The organism is Pseudoalteromonas sp. SR45-5 (assembly GCF_014163565.1).
Taxonomy (GTDB): Bacteria; Pseudomonadota; Gammaproteobacteria; order Enterobacterales; family Alteromonadaceae; genus Pseudoalteromonas; species Pseudoalteromonas distincta.
The window spans coordinates 1-19377 of sequence record NZ_JACJDN010000012.1 but is presented as its reverse complement, the minus strand read 5'-3'; the positions used below and the strand labels follow the sequence as shown (position 1 = coordinate 19377).

Sequence of the window (19377 nt, the reverse complement as noted above, 5' to 3'; positions counted from 1 at the left end):
GCTTAGTTGCTTCAACGCTCAGTGTTACTGTATAAAAACCTTCGCCATCAACATCATCAGTAACCGACACTTCTTTCATTTCAAGCTCATAAAGCGTTATATATTTAAACTGATCATCAATAAAACGTTGTTCAGCTTGTGTTGCATCTCGCTTTAAATAACTAAGTAAATCAAGTGTGGTTGGATATGGCGTTGATTGATATTTAAACTCATTCAAAAACGCTTTAAGTGCTGCATTTAAGCGTACTTCACCTAAACGATCATAAATCGCCATCATCGCAACTGAGCCTTTATTGTAATGAAGGTATTGTTGAGCCTGCGTTTTATATAGTGGCATTTCTTCAAAGGCTTCGCCAGTACGGCCCATTAAGTATTTATCTAACTCGTACTTTAAGAATTTACGAAGCTTCTCGGCGCCAAAGCGTTTTTTTAGCACCATAAGCGCACTGTATTGGGAGAGCGATTCAGAAATAACGGCGCTGCCTTCTACATTAGCCCCAGATACTTGATGCCCCCACCATTGGTGTGCAACTTCATGTGCGGTTACATAGTAAGGTAGGTCAACTTTACTCTCATCTCTTAAGTCTGTAATAAAGCCAATACTTTCTGAGTAAGGTACCGTATTGGCAAAACTTTGCGCAAACGAGCGATACTTAGGAAACTCAATAATACGAAGCTGTCTATGCTGATACGGGCCAAAGGCTTGCGTGTAGTAATCTATTGAGTCTTGAACTGACTCAATCATGCGGTCAACATTCCATGCATGATCTTTGTGGTAGTACACCTCAATATTTACCCCATTATGCTCAACCTTTTTACTTTCAAGCTCTGCCGAAAGCACAGAGTAAAAGTTTATAATTGGAGCATCCATTTCATAAACAAAGGTGCGGCGTCCATCTTTTACACTCTCATTTTTTAAGTAACCTGGAGTAATCGCAAATTGTGACTCATCGGTGGTTACGGTTGCCTTGTAGTTTATAAATCCATTAGCAGGCCCAAACTCATTTTGCGTATAATAGCGGCTGTCTTCTAGTTTATGTGCGCGCTCAAGTTCAGGTAAATCGTGCTTGCGGCGCTCATACTTATCGGCAATTTGAAAATACTTTTGATAACCAAAATTTGGTAATAATTCTCCATTATTTACAAATGTACCGTTGTGCACGAGTTGAGTATCAGATCTTCTATCAACAAAACCGTCGTGTTCACGAGAAACTGAGAGCTCGCCTTCTCGTACTTCATTGGGCATTAGCGGTTGTTCAAACTCAAACCATACCATGCCAAAATCGGTTAAACGCTCTACTATTTTTCCGCCCGCCATTTTTACATCCCAGCTTTTAGATTGGCTAGGCTCGTTGATTAACACACGGGTTATTGGCTCGTTTGCGGTATTGGTAAACTTAATTTTAGCCACGGCATTTAAAGCACGCTTTTTAGGATAAATATCAATGTGTAAGTCAACATCAGTTATTATAGGCAGTGGCAAGTCTTTGTATTGTGAAAACTCTTGCTCATACCTTACTTGTAGCGCTTCGTTATCATCACTTGTTACAAACTCGTTGATTACACGGGTGTTGTAATAAATGTTATAACCCGCGCCCACAAATACCAATAAACTTATAACGGCTGCAATCTGGCCTTTTAAAGACATGTTGTAACGCACTAAAGATAAACGAGTACGCAATGATTGCGACGGGCCGCGATGCCATAAAGCAAACCCTACAATAGCTAAAAACACACTCAATGCCCCCCAATATAGGGTATACCAATGCGCGCCTTGTAAAAAATGTCCATAACCATTTATATCAGAATACGGTACGCTACTGCTTTGAGAAAAATGATACATATGATGCTCAAACCCGTAAGCACCCATTACCATTTGAGCAATGTAATACAGAATAAATAAACCCATACCTATGTATTTATTAGGGCTAATTATTTGTAAAAAGAACGCCAATATAGCCATCATAATTAAAGGCAGTAATGTAAGGTAACCCAACCTAAATAAGTACTGACTAAGCTCTAGGTTAAATTGCCCCTTAAATAGCTGCACTGCAATGGTAAACATCATGCCTACTAAATAAAGGCCACAAACTGCAGTGATTAACGCAATAATTTTAGATACCCAAAACACAGTGTTATGCACCGGGAAACTGTCAACAATATCACCCATACCACTTTGGCGTTCTCGCCAAACCAGCTCTGCGCTGTAATAAGCAATAATGATAAACATAAACAAAGCGGAGGAGTTTTGAATAATGCCCACCATGTTTTGTGTGAGCGGCCAATCCGTTGTGCCATATGCGCCAATAGGTGCAAAAAGTGGTGCGAGTAACATAGTAATACTGACACCCGCTAAAATCATAAAAGGGGCACTTAATATAACTTGCTTAAGTTCAAATAAGCTGCGCATTACTAATTGCGATTTCGTATTTACCCCTTTTGACTTGTAATTTTTAGCGCTGCTAATAAGTGCTGCTTGTTTGTTTTTTACAAACGTTGAGACAGCAAATTGCTTTTTCTGTTTTTTAGTAACTACGCGATTACCTAACTTTCCGAGGCCAAAAAACATCGCTAAACTTATTGCTACCCATAAAATACGGTTAATTAAAAAATCGCCCGAAAGCGTTAACACTTCAGTATTTTTATCACTTACAGTCCAGTAACGGGTTAAGTCAATTAACGACCCTGTGCCAAATGGGTCTGCGTAAACAACAATATTTCTAAACGCTAAATCGTCAAAATAGATACTCGCCAATTGGTAGGTTATATAAACCACCACGGCCGTTACATATACCGCCATCATGGTTTTAAAATAGACCGCCACACTATTAAAAATAGCACTGAGGACCAATAAGCTTGGCACTGCTAAATATAAAAAAGGCGCTGCGTAATATATAAACTTATTGGGGCCTACTAGCTCGCTATCGAGCCAGCCAACCAACAAGCCAAATTGAGATCCCAAAAATACGCCTAGTGGCACGCTTAAAAACACAATAAGTACAACTAAGTAAGAACCAAAAAAACGCCCTGATTGATAAGCAAGCGGGTTAACGGGCTTACTAAACACCAGCTCATCCATTTTGGTCTCGCTGTTGCGAATCGCTGAGCTTGCAACAAAGTTAACCACTAAAAACATAGCAAGCGTACAAAAGGTAACCGTTAAAACCATAATGGTATAAGGCGAGTTCATATGAACATTAGCCCCACCTAACGGAAACTTACTACTGGAGCTTATAAAAAACGCCATAAAAAAGAATATTAATGAGGTCACATAAAACGAAGGCTGACGCATAAAATAGCGCAGCTCAAACGCTAGCATATTAAAAAACATAGCGCCCCCTTATGCTACTTGGCTGTTACGATGATTAAGCAACGTAGAAAAATACACATCTTCTAGGTTTGCACTGCTGAGCTCAAAACCTTCAGGGGCTTCATTGGCTAATACATGTAATATGGTTTGCCCAGCAAATAAGCGTTTTGAAATAACAGGCAGCTGCGGTTCAAGCTCTAGCGCTTCTTCTTGGCGCATGGCTTTGCGCCAAATTTGGCCTTGGAGTTTATCGGTAAGGGCAATTGGATTGCCCTCTAATAGTATTTTACCGCCTGCCAGCACCGCCATGTTTGGGCAAAGCTCTGCTACATCTTCAACAATGTGGGTCGATAATATAACGACTTTTTGCTCGCCTAAGCTTACTAACAAGTTATGAAAGCGATTTCGCTCTTCAGGATCTAGCCCTGCGGTAGGTTCATCAACGATAAGTAAGTCGGGGTCGCCTAGTAAGGCTTGTGCAATACCAAAACGCTGGCGCATACCGCCCGAAAAGCCACTTACCGCTTTTGAGCGATGTTGATATAAATTAGTATGTGCAAGTAATCCTTCAACCGACTCTTTACGCTCTGCTTTATTATGAATTCCCTTTAAAACAGCCATATGGTCCAGTAAGTCGTAAGCACTAACACGCGGGTACACACCAAAATCTTGCGGTAGATAACCCAAACGTTGGCGCAGAGCCTGTGGGTCTTTAAAAACATCAATACCATCAAAAGTGATTGAACCCGAATCAGCCGACTGCAGTGTTGCAATGGTACGCATTAGCGATGATTTACCTGCGCCATTTGGCCCAAGTAATCCAAACATCCCTTTGCCGATAGATAAATCAACACCTTGTAGTGCATGTACGCCATTATCGTAGGTTTTAGATAACCCTGTTATTGATAGCATTTTTACTTCCTTGAATATGAGTAATTATTTTTATAATGTTTTATACCACAAGGAAAATAGGAACATAAGTTACTTGCTGGTTAAATTTGTAACAACAAATAAACATAATTTAAACTCATAACACTTGCCTGCACTGTATTCACTCGGTATAAAAACCACATATACTTTTTATAAGAAACGAAAAGCCATGCAAGATCACCAAAGCCAGCCGTTAAATGACTTTATAGAATATCCACATGAAGAAATGCTAAATCGTGCTAACGAGTTTTTACAAACCAGCCAACGCCGCCATAGCATTCGCAGCTTTAGCGATCGCCCAGTACCAAAAAATATTATTGAAGCATGTATAAAAGCAGCTGGCACAGCACCAAGTGGAGCGAATCATCAGCCTTGGCATTTTGTGGCTATAAACAGTAGCGATGTAAAAAAACAAATAAGAGAAGCCGCAGAAAAATTAGAGCGTTCTTTTTACGAAGGCAGAGCAGGTGAAGAATGGTTAGATGCGCTAAAACCGTTAGGTACCGACGCCAATAAACCTTATTTAGAGTATGCACCTTGGCTTATAGCTGTATTTAGTCAAAAAAAGGGCGGCGTAAGCACCGATGATAAAAATACGAATTATTATGTGCATGAGTCTGTTGGCTTAGCTACCGGCTTTTTAATTCAAGCTTTGCACCGCAGTGGTTTGGCAACCCTTACTCATACTCCAAAGCCAATGAGTTTTTTAACCGTCATATGTGGTCGCGATAAAGACAACGAACGCCCTTACATGCTACTTATTGCAGGCTACCCAAGCGATGATGCAACAGTACCTGCCCATGCACTTGATAAAAAATCGCTTGATGAAATTGCGACCTTTATTTAGGGTCGTATTCAATAGCAAGCTTATCGCCGGGGTTGAGTCCTGCGATAATATGCTGCCGCCCGTCTATAATGTCTCCTAAACGTATAAAGCGCCTTTGAATATTTTGGTTTTCTATAACGTACACCATATTTAACTCACCAAAATTATGCACTGCCTCTTCAGGCACTAATATACCTTGGTGCTTATTCAATGGTAAAACTAGCTGCGCATATAAACCAGGGACCAAACCTAACTGTGAATCAAAATCGAGCCTAACCAATAAGCTTCGTGCAGCTTTATCGGCCACGGGAATTATTTCACTTACTATCGCTTGGCTTTGAATATTTAAAGAAGGGAAAAAAACGGATAACTCATCCCCAGTTTTAAGCTTTACAGCTTGTCGCTCTCGTATGTTAAATTCTACTTGTAACTGAAGTGGGTTATAAAGTGCCATAAGTGCAGTACCTGGGGTTACAGTATCACCGGGCTCTGCTAATCGCTCTACCACTACACCAGCAATAGGCGCAGTAATTGACGTAAAGTTTAGTGCTATTTTAGCTTGCTCTTGCTGCTGCTCAGCTACAGCTAAATTAGCTGTTAAGGTATCAAATTTGGCTTGTGCATCATCGAGCTCACTTACCGAAACCAACTTTTTATCACTCAATTCTTTTACGCGCGCAAGCTGGTTCTTTGCCTGAGTGAGAGAGGCTTGAATTGCACTGATTTGCGCCTTACTTTGTGTAACCTGTGCTTTAAAGTCATCTTGTTGCAGCGTAATAAGCACATCCCCCTTTGATACTCTGTTGCCGGCGCGTACGTTAAACTTTTCTATTTGCGCCATAACCCGTGAGGAAATTTGCGTATTTTGCTTTGCAATTACACTACCAGGTACACGCTCTACTAGCTGTATAGGTTCAAGTGCTACTGTTATTTGTTTACCACTATAGCTTTGCGCTTCAATATTTTTTAAACCCGCTGTTTGCTTTTGTGTAAAGCTTCCTGCCATATATAACACTGCAATAATGATCACAAATAAGGCAAACACTAAACCTAAAATTTTTGATTTACCCTGCATGAGTATTTTCCTCTGTATTTGCAAACACTAAATAGTAAACAAGGGGAACTACAAATAACGAAAATAATGTAGATGCCACAATGCCAAAAATAATAGCTATTGCTAGCCCACTAAAAACTGGATCGAGGGTAATCACTAAATTACCTAATAAAGTTGTGCCTGCAGTTAAAAGGACTGGGCGCATTCGGTGTGTGCCAGCCGCTATAAGCGCCTCTTTAATTACCATACCCTGTACGCGTGCTTGGTTTATAAACTCGACTAAAATAAGTGAATTACGAACCACAATACCAGCCAGCGCTATCATGCCTATCATCGCAGTGGCGGTAAATAAAACCGGCTCTGGGGCTTGTGCAATAGTGCGCTCACCAAACTGATTTAATAACCAAAACCCTGGCATAATACCAATTACCGTTAGTGGAATAGCCGACATTATAATTAACGATAAACTCACCGATTTCGTTTGTACGCGCAAAATAATAAAAATTGCGCTCAGTGCGAACGCAAATGCAATGCCCATATCTCTAAATACATCAATGGTTATACGCCACTCACCTTCGCCACTAAAGGTAACATTTGTACCCTGTGGTAATTGCCAAGCAGCGGTCCCTCCGTTATTTAAAAAGTGCCTATTAGGCCAATCGTTTTGCAAAAATGATTCTTGGTTTGCATTAAAGTCTGAATTTACATCGGCAATAACAGCGGCAGGAGTACGACCATTTAACTCTGCAAAAACGTAAATCACATCTCGTTGATCTTTTCTAACAATAGGCTTAGCAACCTCTAAATTGCTAAACTCACCCACTTCCGAGAGTGATACTAAAGGCCGCGCCGCACTTGTTAAGCCAAACTCACTACTGCTTTTAACTACATCCCTATCACCTCTAATTTGTAGAGCTAATAATTGTGAAAACTGATTTTTTTGCTGGTATGGAAGCTGTAAGTTAATAGCAACTGGCTTGGTTTCGCCGCTTACATACATAACACCTACTTCCATACCCTGCGATGCAATTTGTAAGCTTTGTACAATGTCTTGGGTTGATATTGCCGATAACGCAGCTTTACTTTTATCTGTAATAAATCGTTTTAGAGGTGCGCTTTGAGCTATTGAGGTATCTACTTCAACAACATGTGGCTCTTGCTGAAGTCGTTTAGCTACTTGCTGTGCGGCTAAAGTGTGCGTATTTGCATCAATAAATGGGTCTTTATAAACCTCGGCAACTAGAGTGCTTAATACTGGCGGGCCAGGAGGAACTTCAACCACTTTTATGTTTATACCATAAGCGGCTATAGGGCTTAGTTGTTTACGTAGTCGCATAACTACACCATGCGACTGCTGCTCGCGATCAGCTTTATCAAGTAGTAATACTCTAAGCTCTGCTAAGTTGCTAGCGTCTCTTCGGTAATAGCCTCGAACCATTGCGTTAAAGTCCATACTTGAAGGCTTACCTATGTAGGCAGCTATTTCGTCAACCTCATTCAGCTGCCATGTAAGTGCTTGCACTTGTTGAGTAAATGCAGCTGTTTGCTCTAAACTTGTACCCTCTGGCATGTCTATTAATACTTGAACTTCATTTTTGTTGTCAAAGGGTAAAAGCTTAAGTGGGACTAAGCGTAATACAGGTAATAATGCACTAATAATAAAGAGCAATAGCGTGATCCAGAGTACCCACTTAGCACGGGTTTTAGTATGTAATAAGGGCGTGAGTACACGTTTATAAATACTTACTTTATCTGCTGTTAAAGGCTTGCCGCTGTTTGGCTTTAAGAGTTTAATTGCAAGCCAAGGGGTGACTAAAAATGCCACCAAAGTAGACACCATTACACTTATTGGTACATTAAACGCCATCGGTGCCATGTACGGCCCCATCATTCCACTTATAAAAGCTAAAGGTATAAAAGCAAAAATAATAGTCAGCGTAGACATTAATAACGGTGTACGAATTTCGCTGATTGCCGCCACAATATTGCTTTTTTTATCACCTTTTTTATTTATAAAGCGGCTCATATTATCGATGCCAGTAATAGGGTCATCAACTAGCAAACCAAGTGATAAAATAAGTGCAAATAAGGTCACGCGGTTAATGCTATAGCCAAATACATAATCAAGCGAAAGCGTAATCCCATAACAAATAGGTACCGCAAGGCCCACTACAATAGCCGCACGCCAGCCTAAAAATACACCTACAAATAATACAACTGTAAATACCGCAAATACTAAGCTAGAGGTTAAGTTATTTACCTTTTCGTTAGCTGTTTTTCCGTAATCTCTTAATACCGTGTAATCAATTTCATTTGGTAATAAAGTACTTTTAAGTTGCGCCATTGCGCTATGTACATTATCAGCAACTGTAACAGCGTTAGCACCCTCTTGTTTGGCCACACTCATTGTTACCATAGGTAAACTTTGATGTTTATTTGATTGGGCTAACCATTGATAATTAGTAGGCTCAGTGGGGCCATCAATTACGTTTGCTATATCACTTATGTATACACTTTTACCATTAACAACATTAACGATAAGCTGTTCAATGGCTGTTTTATTTCTAAGTACATCACCCGCTTGCAGCATTATTTGTTGTTGCCCATCAATAACACTACCTACTTGCGCCAACTGATTAGAGGCTTGCAATGCAAAGTAGACGTCGCTTAATGTAGTTTGGTGCGCCGCTAATGCAGCTGCGTTTAGGTTTATAATTAAAGCCCGTTCGCGCCCAGCTATTACTTTAACCTCACTAGTGCTAGGTATACGCTGGAGGTTATTTGCTATCTCATTAGCAAAACGTGTGAGTTCATAGTCGCTATAAAGTTTTGGATCTTTACTGTACAGCCCAAGCATAATAATAGGCACATCATTCACTTCCACCGGGCGCACTTGCCAACTACTTATAATAGGGGCCATTGTATGTTCATAGCTATAAAGCTTTGCGTATGTATCGAGTATGGCTTGCTCTCGGCTATGGCCCACTTTAAAACGAAGTGTTACTACTGCACCATTAGTTTGAGTGGTAGAGTAAACATGTTTAACGCCCCGCAATTGTGCTAATAACTTTTCAAGCGGCTCGGTAGCTAAGCGTGCCACTTCGGGGGCTTCTACATTTGGGGTAGATAAGTAAATATCGAGCATGGGCACCACAATTTGTGGCTCTTCTTCACGGGCTGTTTGCTTAAGTGCAAATAACCCGAGTACAACCGATAACACAAAAATAATGATCGGCAAACGGCCACTCAAACTACTTTTTACTGCGTTATCAATTATGCTCACAAGTATTAATCCTTACAAAACAAGCCATATAACATGCCGAGTAATTGCACCGCATTATCGTCAATAATCCGGTAATAAATGGTTTGGCTTTCGCGGCGAGTAGCCACTATTTTAGCTTTCCTAAGTGCAGCTAAATGTTGAGAAAGTGCCGATTGTGCCAAAGGTACAGCCTCGTTTAGTTGCGATACGCTCATTTCTGTATCTTGCAATGAACATAAAATCATTAAGCGATTTTTATTAGCCAAAATTTTTAATAGCTGTTCGGCTTGCGCTACATTGCCAGCCATTGCCGTGAAGTCGATGTTCATAACATGCTCTTATTATAAGAAGTGAATAAAGTATAAATATATATATTAGAAATGTCTAATATTAGAATTTACTAATGTAATAAAAAACAATATAGTAATTAAAAGTCAACACGAGCGGCTACAGTTAATTTTGGCTATCTGAATACTTATACCTTTAGTGACGAACGAAACATGCCTAACTATTTTTACTACACTAAAGTATATGTAATCAGCCTCTAGCTATAGGCGCTCAATGATCAAACTACTACGCAATTTGGCGTTAAGGAACGAACACATGCTTACCTCAATCCCTGATTTATTAAAAGTTATCACGCCTAACCAGCGCCGCATTGATGCAGCTCAAGCAAAGCAAGAGCTTGAGCAAAATAAAGGCCTGCTTATTGATGTGCGCGAACCTGCTGAGCATGCCAATGTAGCTGCGGTTGGGGCAATTAATATTCCTCGCGGATTACTTGAAATGAAGCTAATGGAAATAGAAAAAGACGCAGCCCGCCCTATTTACTTGCATTGTGCCAGCGGTGCGCGCGCCACATTAAGCGCAGAAGCACTAACTCGCGTTGGCTACGAAAACGTAACGGTTATTACTTGTAATGTAGAAAAAGTGCATGAGGTCTTTTAAGTTAAAATTAGCTAGGCGGTCAGTCATGATCGCCGCAACTTTGTTTACACAGCGATTTACTTTAAAGCATCTAACAATCGCCATTACTCTTTTCATCCCCCTATATATAATATTTTTAGGCCGCTTCAAAAAATGTCGAAAAGCTGCGCTACTTTTCAAATACCACATTAACTGAATCTAAACAGTACAACCTTTATTGCTCTTGATGTAAAAAGTACTTATTAACAAGATTGACTATTAGTATTTGAGCTGCCAAGGTTTAACCGAAAAAGGTACGAAATTAACATCTAAGGAAAGAGAAATAAATGAAATTTTTAATCACATTTGTAGCCTTGTTGCTTACGTTTGCAAATATTGCAGAAGCAAATGATAACAACGTTACTTTATTTATGTGCGAGGGCTGTAATTACGATGAAGCCTATCAGTTAGCAAAAGATAACCCCCCATTAACTCAATGCTACTCATCAGACCCAAACGAAATAATCACAATTGATAATCAGGTATGCTACACAACGCCTAAAAAGGTTATAGTTGCAGATTTACTTGGTAAAGAGCATTTTGCATTTATGGTTAGGCATCATAATCAAGGCTCAAGTAAGCTTTATCTTAATAAATATGCTGAATCGACATCTTTGAACACCAATGATAAAACCGCAATATTAAGGTTAAAAACAACTTTTAAAAATTTCTCTACATTTTTAAAAGAAATGCAGACAGAGATAAGTGCAACACCGCTCAAAGTGAGTCAATATACTACACTTAATATGACTAGTCCAAATACGGCAGACAGCTGCCCTTCACATATAACCGATGCAGTAAAAGCAGTACTTGAAGGACGAACCGCATCCCAATTACAGAATAGGCTAAACAATAAAGCTAAAACTGATTTTAAATACCCAGAACGCTTTTTTCTTGCTAAGGAATTTAGTAGTGAAGGTTTTTCAATTGGTGTAGGCGGAATTTTGTACCAAGGCACTTGGGAAAAAGTAAGTAAGAACTTCAATACACGCGTACGTTTTACTCAAAACCAAGAAGCTCCCCTGAGTGGTACAAGTCAGTACGACGTCGTTTTCTCAGTAAAGTGGATTAAAGAATTTGGTGCACTTAGCGTATCAGTGAACCCCTATTTAACTTATTTAGATGGGATTACCTTAAACCAGCTTAAAACAACATCGATTAATACTGTGGACCAATGCCTTCAAGATGCTTTAGATCAAACACTACCATCAAACACCTCTCCACCTAGCTCTGGAGGTGGTGACGGCTGGGATAATCAAGTTTGCGAAAAACATTATTATATCAATGAAGTAAAAATACTTACAATTAAGGTATCTTGTTAAATCTTCTATAATCATTTCGCTAAATGACGGGTAGCAATAACTACCTGTCATTCAAGCTTTAATAATTAAACACGCCCCTTTTTTCTTCTATTTCTTTACTAAAGCTATTAAATCTCTTACTTTTTCTCATCTAATAACGTGCTTAACATTTGCTCGATATTTTTTACGCTATAAGTAAGTGCGCGTATTAGCTCTAATTGATTTTTCGGGCTTTCTGCATTTGAAAACTTTGCCGGTGCTTGCGCAGCTAAGTTATCTTTTTGCTCAAGTATGGCTTCTCTAAACTCACTGGCGTTTACAACACCAAGTAATGACACCAATGCACCATGACCAGATTGCCCGGCGGTTTCAAAGCTTAAGCGGTATAAGCCAAATAAACGCATAAGAGGCCCTTGGCTCAGCCCAACATCGGTTATTTTTTCAAGTGGTATCGATTTTTCTTCTTTAAACAAAATACCGCGTTTAACAACCAGTTTTTGCGTGAGTAATTGCGCCGACATAGCCGCTAAAATTTTACCTGCCACCAGCCAAACAATAATTAACACCACAGGTATGAGCGGAATAGTCACCAAGGCTAAGGCGCTAAAAAGGCATGCCGTAGTCATCCAGTATTGTTTCACTTTGGGATCAAAACTGGCACTTTTTAAAATAGGGTTGCTCATTGGTTTATCCTTAATACACCTAAACGCTTTATAGATTCAAAAAGCTAAGTTACACTTTAACTTATTGATTTATAAAACCAATAAATTATTACACACTAAACACTACCTTTATGGCTAGTATGATAAATATAATTCCCAGTATTTTATCAAGCCACGGGTTTTGCTTGGTAAATCCAAAGCGGTTTTTTGAAACCTCAGTCAGTAACGCCACCAGCAAGTACCAACCGGTATCAATTACAAACACGGTTAAACACATAATTATGCCCACACTTAAAGTAAGTAGCTGAGGGTCAATAAACTGTGAGAACAAGGCTAAAAAGAAAATAGCGAGCTTGGGGTTTAAAAAAGCAATGGCAAAACCATCTTGTAATGCTTTAGCTGCACTTACCTCACTTTTTTGTACTTCAAGTTCGTTATTGCTGGGTTTTGCTAGCAATATTTTTATACCTAAATACGCCAAATAGGCCGCACCTAAGTAAACGAGTATTTGATAAACAGTTGGAAACTGCATCATTAAAGCGCCTAACCCTAATAACGATGCACCAGCATACAAGCCAACGCCAGTACCATGACTGAGCGCGGCAAGCATACCGTTTTTCATACTGCCGTTAAGTGAGTGCTTTAAAACCACCGCTAAACTTGGTCCTGGCGACATTGCGCCAATCATGCAAATAGCCGCTAGGCTTAACCATACTGTAAATGTCATTTAAAGCTCGTCAGTTTCAATAAGTAATGTATAACCGTGCACTTGCCCATAAAAACCTGCCAAGGGCACTGCGTTTATTACTTTCCAGCCATCTTGGTTTAATTCCTGTATGCGGTCATTCAGTGCGACTATATCTACCCCACCCAAAAAACGGGTCTTTCTAAATTCGATTACTTTTTGCATTTTAATCCTTGAGTATCTTATAACGTGTATTCAAAATCGTAGTGGTGAATCCCTTGCTCAATACGTATTTTCATACTGCCCGTTAACCCTTCTAGCTCATGAGTACCTGAGTCGGGAATTACATTTAAAATTAGGCTGTCTTGGCCTTTATCCATAGTGCCAAAATGCTGCAGTACAAAACTGCCTTTTTTACCTTCAAGCTCGCCTATTACTTGCTCTATGGCAACATAACCGGCACTGCCTTGTGTAGGAGTCATGGCGCTTAGCATTTCGCCTTGGCTGGTGGCATTTAAGCTACCTTTAAATGTTTTATCTATCGACATACGCCCTAAATTAACGCCGTTTTGGCCGCTTGCGTAGCCTTCAATTGGGGCTAGATTTACATTAAATTCTCCACTTACGGTTGCAGTAGTCATAACGTTTCCTTATTGATGCTAATGTTTAAAAGTATTGATTTTTATTATCTTAGTGCCATATCTATACCTTAACCTTTAAAAAGAATCCACTATGTCAAAAACAAGCCCTAAGCCCGAAAAAGCCGCTTTTAGTAGTTTATTACCTATTTTTGCGTTTATTAAACCGTATAAATGGATGGTAGTGGCGGCACTTGGCGCCCTTTTAGTCACCGCTGGTGTTAACTTATCATTAGGGCAAGGGGTTAAATTTGTCATAGATCATGGCTTTATTGCTGGCTCTCAAGCGCAACTTCAACAAGCTGTATTGGTACTTATTGGTTTAATTAGCTTATTGGCTGTAGGCACCTTTAGCCGCTTTTATTTAATGTCGTGGATTGGCGAACGAGTCAGTAACGATATTCGCAAAGCCGTGTTTAATCGCATTGTTACTTTGCACCCAAGCTACTTTGAAGAAAACCGCAGTGGCGAGCTTATGTCGCGTTTAACAACCGACACAACATTACTGCAATCAATTATTGGTTCATCATTTTCTATGGCGCTTCGCAGTGTACTTATGCTGGTTGGTGGACTTGCTATGCTGTTGTTTACTAATTTAAAACTTACTTTAGTGGTTGTTGCTTGTGTGCCGTTGGTACTTGTTCCTATGATGGTATTTGGTAAAAAGGTGCGCAAACTTGCAAGCTCCAGCCAAGATGCCATAGCCGATATAAGCACCTATGCCGGCGAGATCATTCAAAATATTAAAGTAGTGCAAAGCTATAGCCACGAAGAACAAGAGCAACACGCTTTTGCACTTGAAACCGAAAAAGCCTTTAATGTGGCTAAAAGCCGCATTAAACAACGCTCGTTTTTAATTGCAGCGGTAATATTTTTAACTTTTAGTGCTATTAGCGCAATGCTGTGGGTCGGCGGCAGCGACGTATTAGCAGGTACCATGACTGGCGGTGAGCTAGGAGCCTTTGTGTTTTACGCTATTATGGTAGCAATGTCGGTGGCAACCGTTGCTGAAGTATATGGCGAACTACAACGCGCAGCAGGCGCAGCTGCAAGATTACTTGAGTTACTTGCTGTTAAAAGTGAGATAGAAAACCCACTAAATCCACAAGATAATTACTTACTAAAAAATAGTAACAGCCCTGCTATTACGCTTGAGAATATAAGCTTTAACTACCCTTCTCGCCCAGACGTAAGCGCAATTAATAAAATAAGTTTAAATATACTTCAAGGCCAAACTGTGGCTATTGTTGGCCCCTCTGGCGCAGGTAAAACAACCTTATTTGAATTACTACAGCGCTTTTACGATCCGGCTAGCGGAGCCATTAAATTTAAAGATATAAACATTAAAGAATTATCGCTTAATACCCTCAGAGGTAAAATGGGTATGGTCGCGCAAAACCCTATCTTATTTAGCTCCGATGTAATGCATAACATTCTCTACGGCAACCCAAAAGCAAGTGACGAGCAAGTATATGCCGCTGCCAAACATGCTCATGCAGATGAATTTATTAAACAATTACCGCAAGGTTATAACAGTTTTTTAGGTGAGCAAGGTGTGCGGTTATCGGGTGGGCAAAAGCAGCGTATTGTACTGGCACGCGCTATTTTAAAAGATCCTGAAATACTGCTTTTAGATGAAGCAACCAGTGCACTCGATGCTCAAAGTGAGCACCACGTGCAAGCTGCGCTTGAGCATTTAATGCAAAACCGCACCACGCTTATTATTGCCCATAGACTAGCAACGGTTAAACATGCCGATGTGATTGTGGTAATGGAAAATGGAGAGATTATAGCAACGGGTACCCACCAAGAATTAGTAGCAAGTAACCCGTTGTATCAAAAACTGTGTGAATTACAGTTTAATAAAGACTAATTATTCTTCAGTGTTTGGTACTATTTGAATTTCTACACGGCGGTTTTGAGCACGGCCATTTGCACTATCGTTAGTCGCAATCGGACGTGTTTCGCCATAACCCATAGTACTTACACGCTCAGCCATAATCTGCTGGTTCACTAAGTAGTTTTTAACGCTTTGAGCACGTTCACGCGATAGGTTCATGTTGTAGCTGTCTTTACCTGTGCTATCTGTGTGGCCTTCAATACTTAGGTACGTTTTTTCGTATTTGTTCATCACTTTAGCAATAGCATCTAAGGTATCGTTAAAGCCAGACGAAATATAAGATTGGTCGGTCGCAAACGTAATATTAGATGGCATAACTAAACGCAAGTTATCTCCTTCACGTACAACTTCAACACCAGAGCCTGCAAGTTCATCACGAAATGCTTCTTCTTGCTTATCCATGTAGTTACCCACTGCAGCGCCAGCTAGTGCGCCGATAGCAGCGCCTATAAAAATACGCTTATCTTTATGGTTACTTGTTGCTTTACCTAATACGCCACCCGCTGCTGCGCCAATAGCCGCACCTTTGCCGGTGTTATTCATTTCACAACCAGAAAGTAATACAGCTACTACGGTTACGCTTAAAAGTGATTTAGTTAAAGTCATGGTGATACCCTATTCATTAAGAATTTAGCAAGAGTATGCAAATACATGTATGAACAAACTATGAAGAGAGTGTTAAAAGCAGCGCATCTTGCATGATTGTTAAACAGACCTCAAACTAATGTGCCGTTTTAATAAAAATGTCATACTACGCTGTGACAATTTAATGAATTTTACAAAGGATATTGGCGCAATGTTAATTGCTATTTTTAGACAATTTTTTTTACTAGGGTGCATGAGTTTTGGTGGCCCCGCTGCGCATTTAGGCTATTTTAAGCGCCACTTTGTAGACTCGTTAAATTGGCTAACTAACACGCGTTACGCTCAACTTATTAGTTTAAGCCAAGCATTACCAGGGCCAGGCTCTAGCCAAGTTAGTTTTGCTATTGGTGTTGAGCGTGCAGGAGTACTGGGTGGTATAGCTGCTCTTGTAGGCTTTACCTTGCCTTCGTTTTTAATAATGGTGCTGCTTGCGGTTAGTGCCCATCAGTTTGACGCTGTTTACTTTGCAATTATTGCAGGCTTAAAGTTATTTGCCGTTGTTATAGTCGCTGATGCAACACTTAGTATGGCTAAAAGCTTTTGTACAAGTGCAGCGCTTAAGTTACTTGCGATAATGAGTACACTTGCCTTGGTGTTATTTCCAATGATGGGAACTCAAATAGCGATTTTAATCACTGCTGCAACAGTAGGTGCTATATGGCCTTTATTAAAACTTGGCACAGTAGCAGACGATGTTAGCAGTAAAAACAGTAATATTAATTGGATTGCACTGGGGTTATTTGCGCTCTTACTTGGGGTTAGCTTTATTCCACTAGGACATGAGTTTGCTTTGTTTACCCCTTTTTACCAAGCGGGTGCAATGGTGTTTGGCGGCGGACACGTAGTACTGCCGGTACTTCAAGCTGGCGTACCAGCATTGAGTGATGATCAGTTTTTAAGTGCTTACGCGAGTGCACAGGCAGTGCCAGGGCCAATGTTTACTATTGCTACTTACTTAGGCGCACAACTTACTACTGAGCAACCTTTAGTGGGTGCCCTTATAGCTACACTGCTTATATTTATGCCTGGTTTTTTACTTATACTGGCGTTTCAGAAGAGTTGGATTAATTTGGCAAGTAAGCCACGTTTTGCAAGTTCAATAGCGGCGCTTAATGCAGCGGTAGTCGGTTTTTTAGCGGCCGCATTGTATTCACCAATTTGGACATCGGCTGTGCATAACCTTTGGCAGGTTGCGTTAGTAATAATTACATTTGCATGGCTGCGATTTAAAAAGCCACCTATTTGGTGGCTCTTAGCTTTATTTATTGCTGTGGGTCTTTTGCAGCACTATTTGCCATCACTCTAAATGTTGGCTTATCTGTTTGTTGCTCGTTAGGAGGGCTTAATTGCCCACTAACACTTTGATATGCCCTAAGCCCAAACACTGGCAATACTGCAAGTAAATGGTCCATTATTTCGGCTTGTAGATGCTCGTACGAAATCCAGCGTTTGTCTTCACTAAAGCAATAAAACTCAATCGGTAACCCGTGGTTCATTGGTTGTAGCTCTCGTACCATTAACGTAAGCGACGTATTAATTTTACTGTGCTGCTTTAAATAGCCCTCAGCATAACGACGAAACAGCCCTAAATTAGAAACTTGAGCGGGTAATGTCGTCACTCGAATGTAATCATGCAACGGAATAGCCGCATCTATTTGCTTTCTAAATTCATCACTTACTAAACAAATACTGTGCATATCTATATTAAGTGAACGTTTAATACGTCTACCGCCCGACTCTTGCATACCGCGCCAGTTTTTAAACGAACCCGCAACTAGCATATAAGTTGGAATAGTTGTAATGGTGTTATCCCAGTTACGTACCTTTACAGTGTTTAAACCCAAATCAATTACTTCGCCATCGGCGCCATAGTTTTCTACTTGAATCCAATCACCATAGGTTACTAGGCGATTTGCTGCGATTTGAATACTCGCTACAAAGCCTAAAATAGTGTCTTTAAATACTAATAACGTAACAGCAGCAATAGCACCAAAGCCAGAGAGAATATAAGTGGGTGACTTCTCAAGGAAAATACTTACAATTAAAATAGCACACACAATAAAGGTGATTAGCTTAACAACCTGAATTAAGCCCTGAATAGGGACTTCGCGTGCAAACTCCAATTGGTTATAAATAGAACCCGCAATACTTACAATACTGCTAAAAATAAAACCTACATGAATAATTAGTATGGCTTGGCCAACCGTTTTCAAAATTTCAGCGGTCAGCTCATTAACCGGATAAACACTGTCAAAGGTCGCCAAAAATAATACGCAGCAAAGCATACCTGCAATACGTCTATTAAGCTTATTAAGCATAGGCGACAACGAACCAATACGTTGAGGCGAAAGCTTAGTTACCACTTTTTGAATGCCTGGTAACATTAACCTACGAGTAAATAAGTAAACAATTAATAAAGAAAAAATCCCTATTGAAACTGCGGTAATAGAACTAAGAAAATCCGCATCGGGTACTTTTTCAAACCAAGGAGCGATTAACTCCTGTAGGTGGGTGTTGGTCATAGTGTTTCAATTTCCTTACTGATTTGTGGTTCAGGTAAATCTTGTTGAGCATAAATATCGGCAAGCTGCTGATCTTTTGCAACCCATAGCTCATTCACATAATGTTGAAAATTAGCTTTAAATACGTCATCGGTTTGATAGCTGCCCTGCATATTGTCATTAATGGGCGTTACGTCTATTGAAACATAAATAGAATCTAGCTCGCCTTTGAGTAAGTTCCGACAAACGTGATCTGTTTTACCGCTATACACTAAACTTGTATTTAGCATGGCATCAAATTGGTTGGCTAGCACTTCAAGCGCAAAAGCAATGCCACCCGCTTTGGGTTTTAATAAGTGCTTAAAAGGACTTTGCTGCAGATTATGCTTAGCTGGCGTAAAGCGTGTGCCTTCAACAAAATTAACGATGGTAGTAGGATAGTGACGAAAATTGCGACAGCTGTGCTTTGTGCGCTCTACATCCAACCCTTTCAATTTTGGGTTTTTAGCAAGCTGTGCTTTGCTTACCCGTTTCATAAACGGCATACCCATAGCCCACGCACCAGTGCCAATAAAAGGCACGTATTTTAATTCATCTTTTAAAAAAAACTTAGGGGCTGGTAATGCATGTAATGAGCTAAGCACGGTTATATCTAACCAACTCGTGTGATTACATATAAGTAAATACCAACTTTTTG

17 protein-coding genes are annotated in these 19377 nt (G+C 40.0%); 5 read left to right on the top strand and 12 right to left on the bottom strand.

Annotated elements, in window-relative coordinates:
- Positions 1 to 3331 (bottom strand): M1 family aminopeptidase (locus tag H5072_RS01270; RefSeq protein ID WP_182692436.1); only part of this gene is annotated, 3331 nt, incomplete at its 3' end.
- A 9-nt stretch (positions 3332 to 3340) separates the two neighbouring features.
- Positions 3341 to 4222, bottom strand: a complete 882-nt coding sequence (locus H5072_RS01265) for an ABC transporter ATP-binding protein (RefSeq protein WP_182692435.1) — start codon at positions 4220 to 4222, stop codon at positions 3341 to 3343.
- Positions 4223 to 4409: 187 nt separating this feature from the next.
- Here H5072_RS01265 and H5072_RS01260 point away from each other — a divergent pair, with 187 nt between their 5' ends.
- Positions 4410 to 5087: a nitroreductase family protein gene (locus tag H5072_RS01260; RefSeq protein ID WP_182692434.1), complete on the top strand. Its 678-nt coding sequence runs from the start codon at positions 4410 to 4412 to the stop codon at positions 5085 to 5087.
- Here the strand turns inward: H5072_RS01260 and H5072_RS01255 are convergent.
- The 3 genes from H5072_RS01255 to H5072_RS01245 are packed head-to-tail and all read right to left on the bottom strand — an operon-like array spanning position 5080 to position 9711.
- Positions 5080 to 6141, bottom strand: coding sequence for an efflux RND transporter periplasmic adaptor subunit (locus tag H5072_RS01255; protein ID WP_182692433.1), 1062 nt, complete (start codon positions 6139 to 6141; stop codon positions 5080 to 5082). The two genes, H5072_RS01260 and H5072_RS01255, sit on opposite strands and share 8 nt — an antisense overlap.
- Positions 6131 to 9403, bottom strand: coding sequence for an efflux RND transporter permease subunit (locus tag H5072_RS01250; RefSeq protein ID WP_182692432.1), 3273 nt, complete (start codon positions 9401 to 9403; stop codon positions 6131 to 6133). The genes H5072_RS01255 and H5072_RS01250 overlap by 11 nt, the downstream gene beginning before the upstream one ends.
- A 5-nt stretch (positions 9404 to 9408) precedes the next feature.
- Positions 9409 to 9711, bottom strand: a complete 303-nt coding sequence (locus tag H5072_RS01245; protein ID WP_138684034.1) for a metalloregulator ArsR/SmtB family transcription factor — start codon at positions 9709 to 9711, stop codon at positions 9409 to 9411.
- Positions 9712 to 9985: 274 nt separating this feature from the next.
- Here H5072_RS01245 and H5072_RS01240 point away from each other — a divergent pair, with 274 nt between their 5' ends.
- Together H5072_RS01240 and H5072_RS01235 are read left to right on the top strand one after the other, a co-directional pair.
- Positions 9986 to 10330 carry a rhodanese-like domain-containing protein gene (locus tag H5072_RS01240; RefSeq protein ID WP_058547904.1) on the top strand — a complete coding sequence of 115 codons (345 nt, stop codon included), beginning with the start codon at positions 9986 to 9988 and terminating at the stop codon, positions 10328 to 10330.
- 305 nt (positions 10331 to 10635) lie between these two features.
- On the top strand, positions 10636 to 11670 hold the full coding sequence (locus tag H5072_RS01235) for a hypothetical protein (RefSeq protein ID WP_182692431.1): 1035 nt from the start codon (positions 10636 to 10638) through the stop codon (positions 11668 to 11670).
- A gap of 116 nt (positions 11671 to 11786) precedes the next feature.
- Here the strand turns inward: H5072_RS01235 and H5072_RS01230 are convergent, their stop codons facing one another.
- The 4 genes from H5072_RS01230 to H5072_RS01215 all read right to left on the bottom strand — a co-directional run bounded on the left by H5072_RS01230 (position 11787) and on the right by H5072_RS01215 (position 13637).
- Positions 11787 to 12332: a PH domain-containing protein gene (locus tag H5072_RS01230; RefSeq protein ID WP_058547906.1), complete on the bottom strand. Its 546-nt coding sequence runs from the start codon at positions 12330 to 12332 to the stop codon at positions 11787 to 11789.
- Between the two features lie 88 nt (positions 12333 to 12420).
- Entirely contained in the window at positions 12421 to 13038 is a 618-nt protein-coding gene (locus H5072_RS01225) for a LysE family translocator (RefSeq protein ID WP_182692430.1), read from the bottom strand.
- Positions 13039 to 13221 carry a hypothetical protein gene (locus tag H5072_RS01220; protein ID WP_024604488.1) on the bottom strand — a complete coding sequence of 61 codons (183 nt, stop codon included), beginning with the start codon at positions 13219 to 13221 and terminating at the stop codon, positions 13039 to 13041. It abuts the gene before it with no gap.
- Positions 13222 to 13238: 17 nt separating this feature from the next.
- Positions 13239 to 13637, bottom strand: a complete 399-nt coding sequence (locus tag H5072_RS01215) for a DUF3224 domain-containing protein (protein WP_055017962.1) — start codon at positions 13635 to 13637, stop codon at positions 13239 to 13241.
- 91 nt (positions 13638 to 13728) lie between these two features.
- Here H5072_RS01215 and H5072_RS01210 point away from each other — a divergent pair, with 91 nt between their 5' ends.
- Positions 13729 to 15507, top strand: coding sequence for an ABC transporter transmembrane domain-containing protein (locus H5072_RS01210; protein WP_182692429.1), 1779 nt, complete (start codon positions 13729 to 13731; stop codon positions 15505 to 15507).
- On the opposite strand, the gene H5072_RS01205 is transcribed toward H5072_RS01210, so the two are convergent.
- Complete coding sequence (locus H5072_RS01205) at positions 15508 to 16140, bottom strand: OmpA family protein (protein WP_002959537.1); 633 nt, start codon at positions 16138 to 16140, stop codon at positions 15508 to 15510.
- A gap of 190 nt (positions 16141 to 16330) precedes the next feature.
- On the opposite strand from H5072_RS01205, the gene chrA reads away from it, so the two are divergent.
- Positions 16331 to 17485, top strand: a complete 1155-nt coding sequence (chrA, locus tag H5072_RS01200) for a chromate efflux transporter (RefSeq protein ID WP_182692437.1) — start codon at positions 16331 to 16333, stop codon at positions 17483 to 17485.
- On the opposite strand, the gene H5072_RS01195 is transcribed toward chrA, so the two are convergent.
- Both H5072_RS01195 and H5072_RS01190 read right to left on the bottom strand, forming a co-directional pair.
- Positions 17442 to 18701: a mechanosensitive ion channel family protein gene (locus H5072_RS01195; RefSeq protein WP_002959539.1), complete on the bottom strand. Its 1260-nt coding sequence runs from the start codon at positions 18699 to 18701 to the stop codon at positions 17442 to 17444. The two genes, chrA and H5072_RS01195, sit on opposite strands and share 44 nt — an antisense overlap.
- Positions 18698 to 19377: acetyltransferase (locus tag H5072_RS01190; protein WP_182692428.1), on the bottom strand; the 680-nt coding region annotated here is incomplete at its 5' end. The genes H5072_RS01190 and H5072_RS01195, both read right to left, overlap by 4 nt.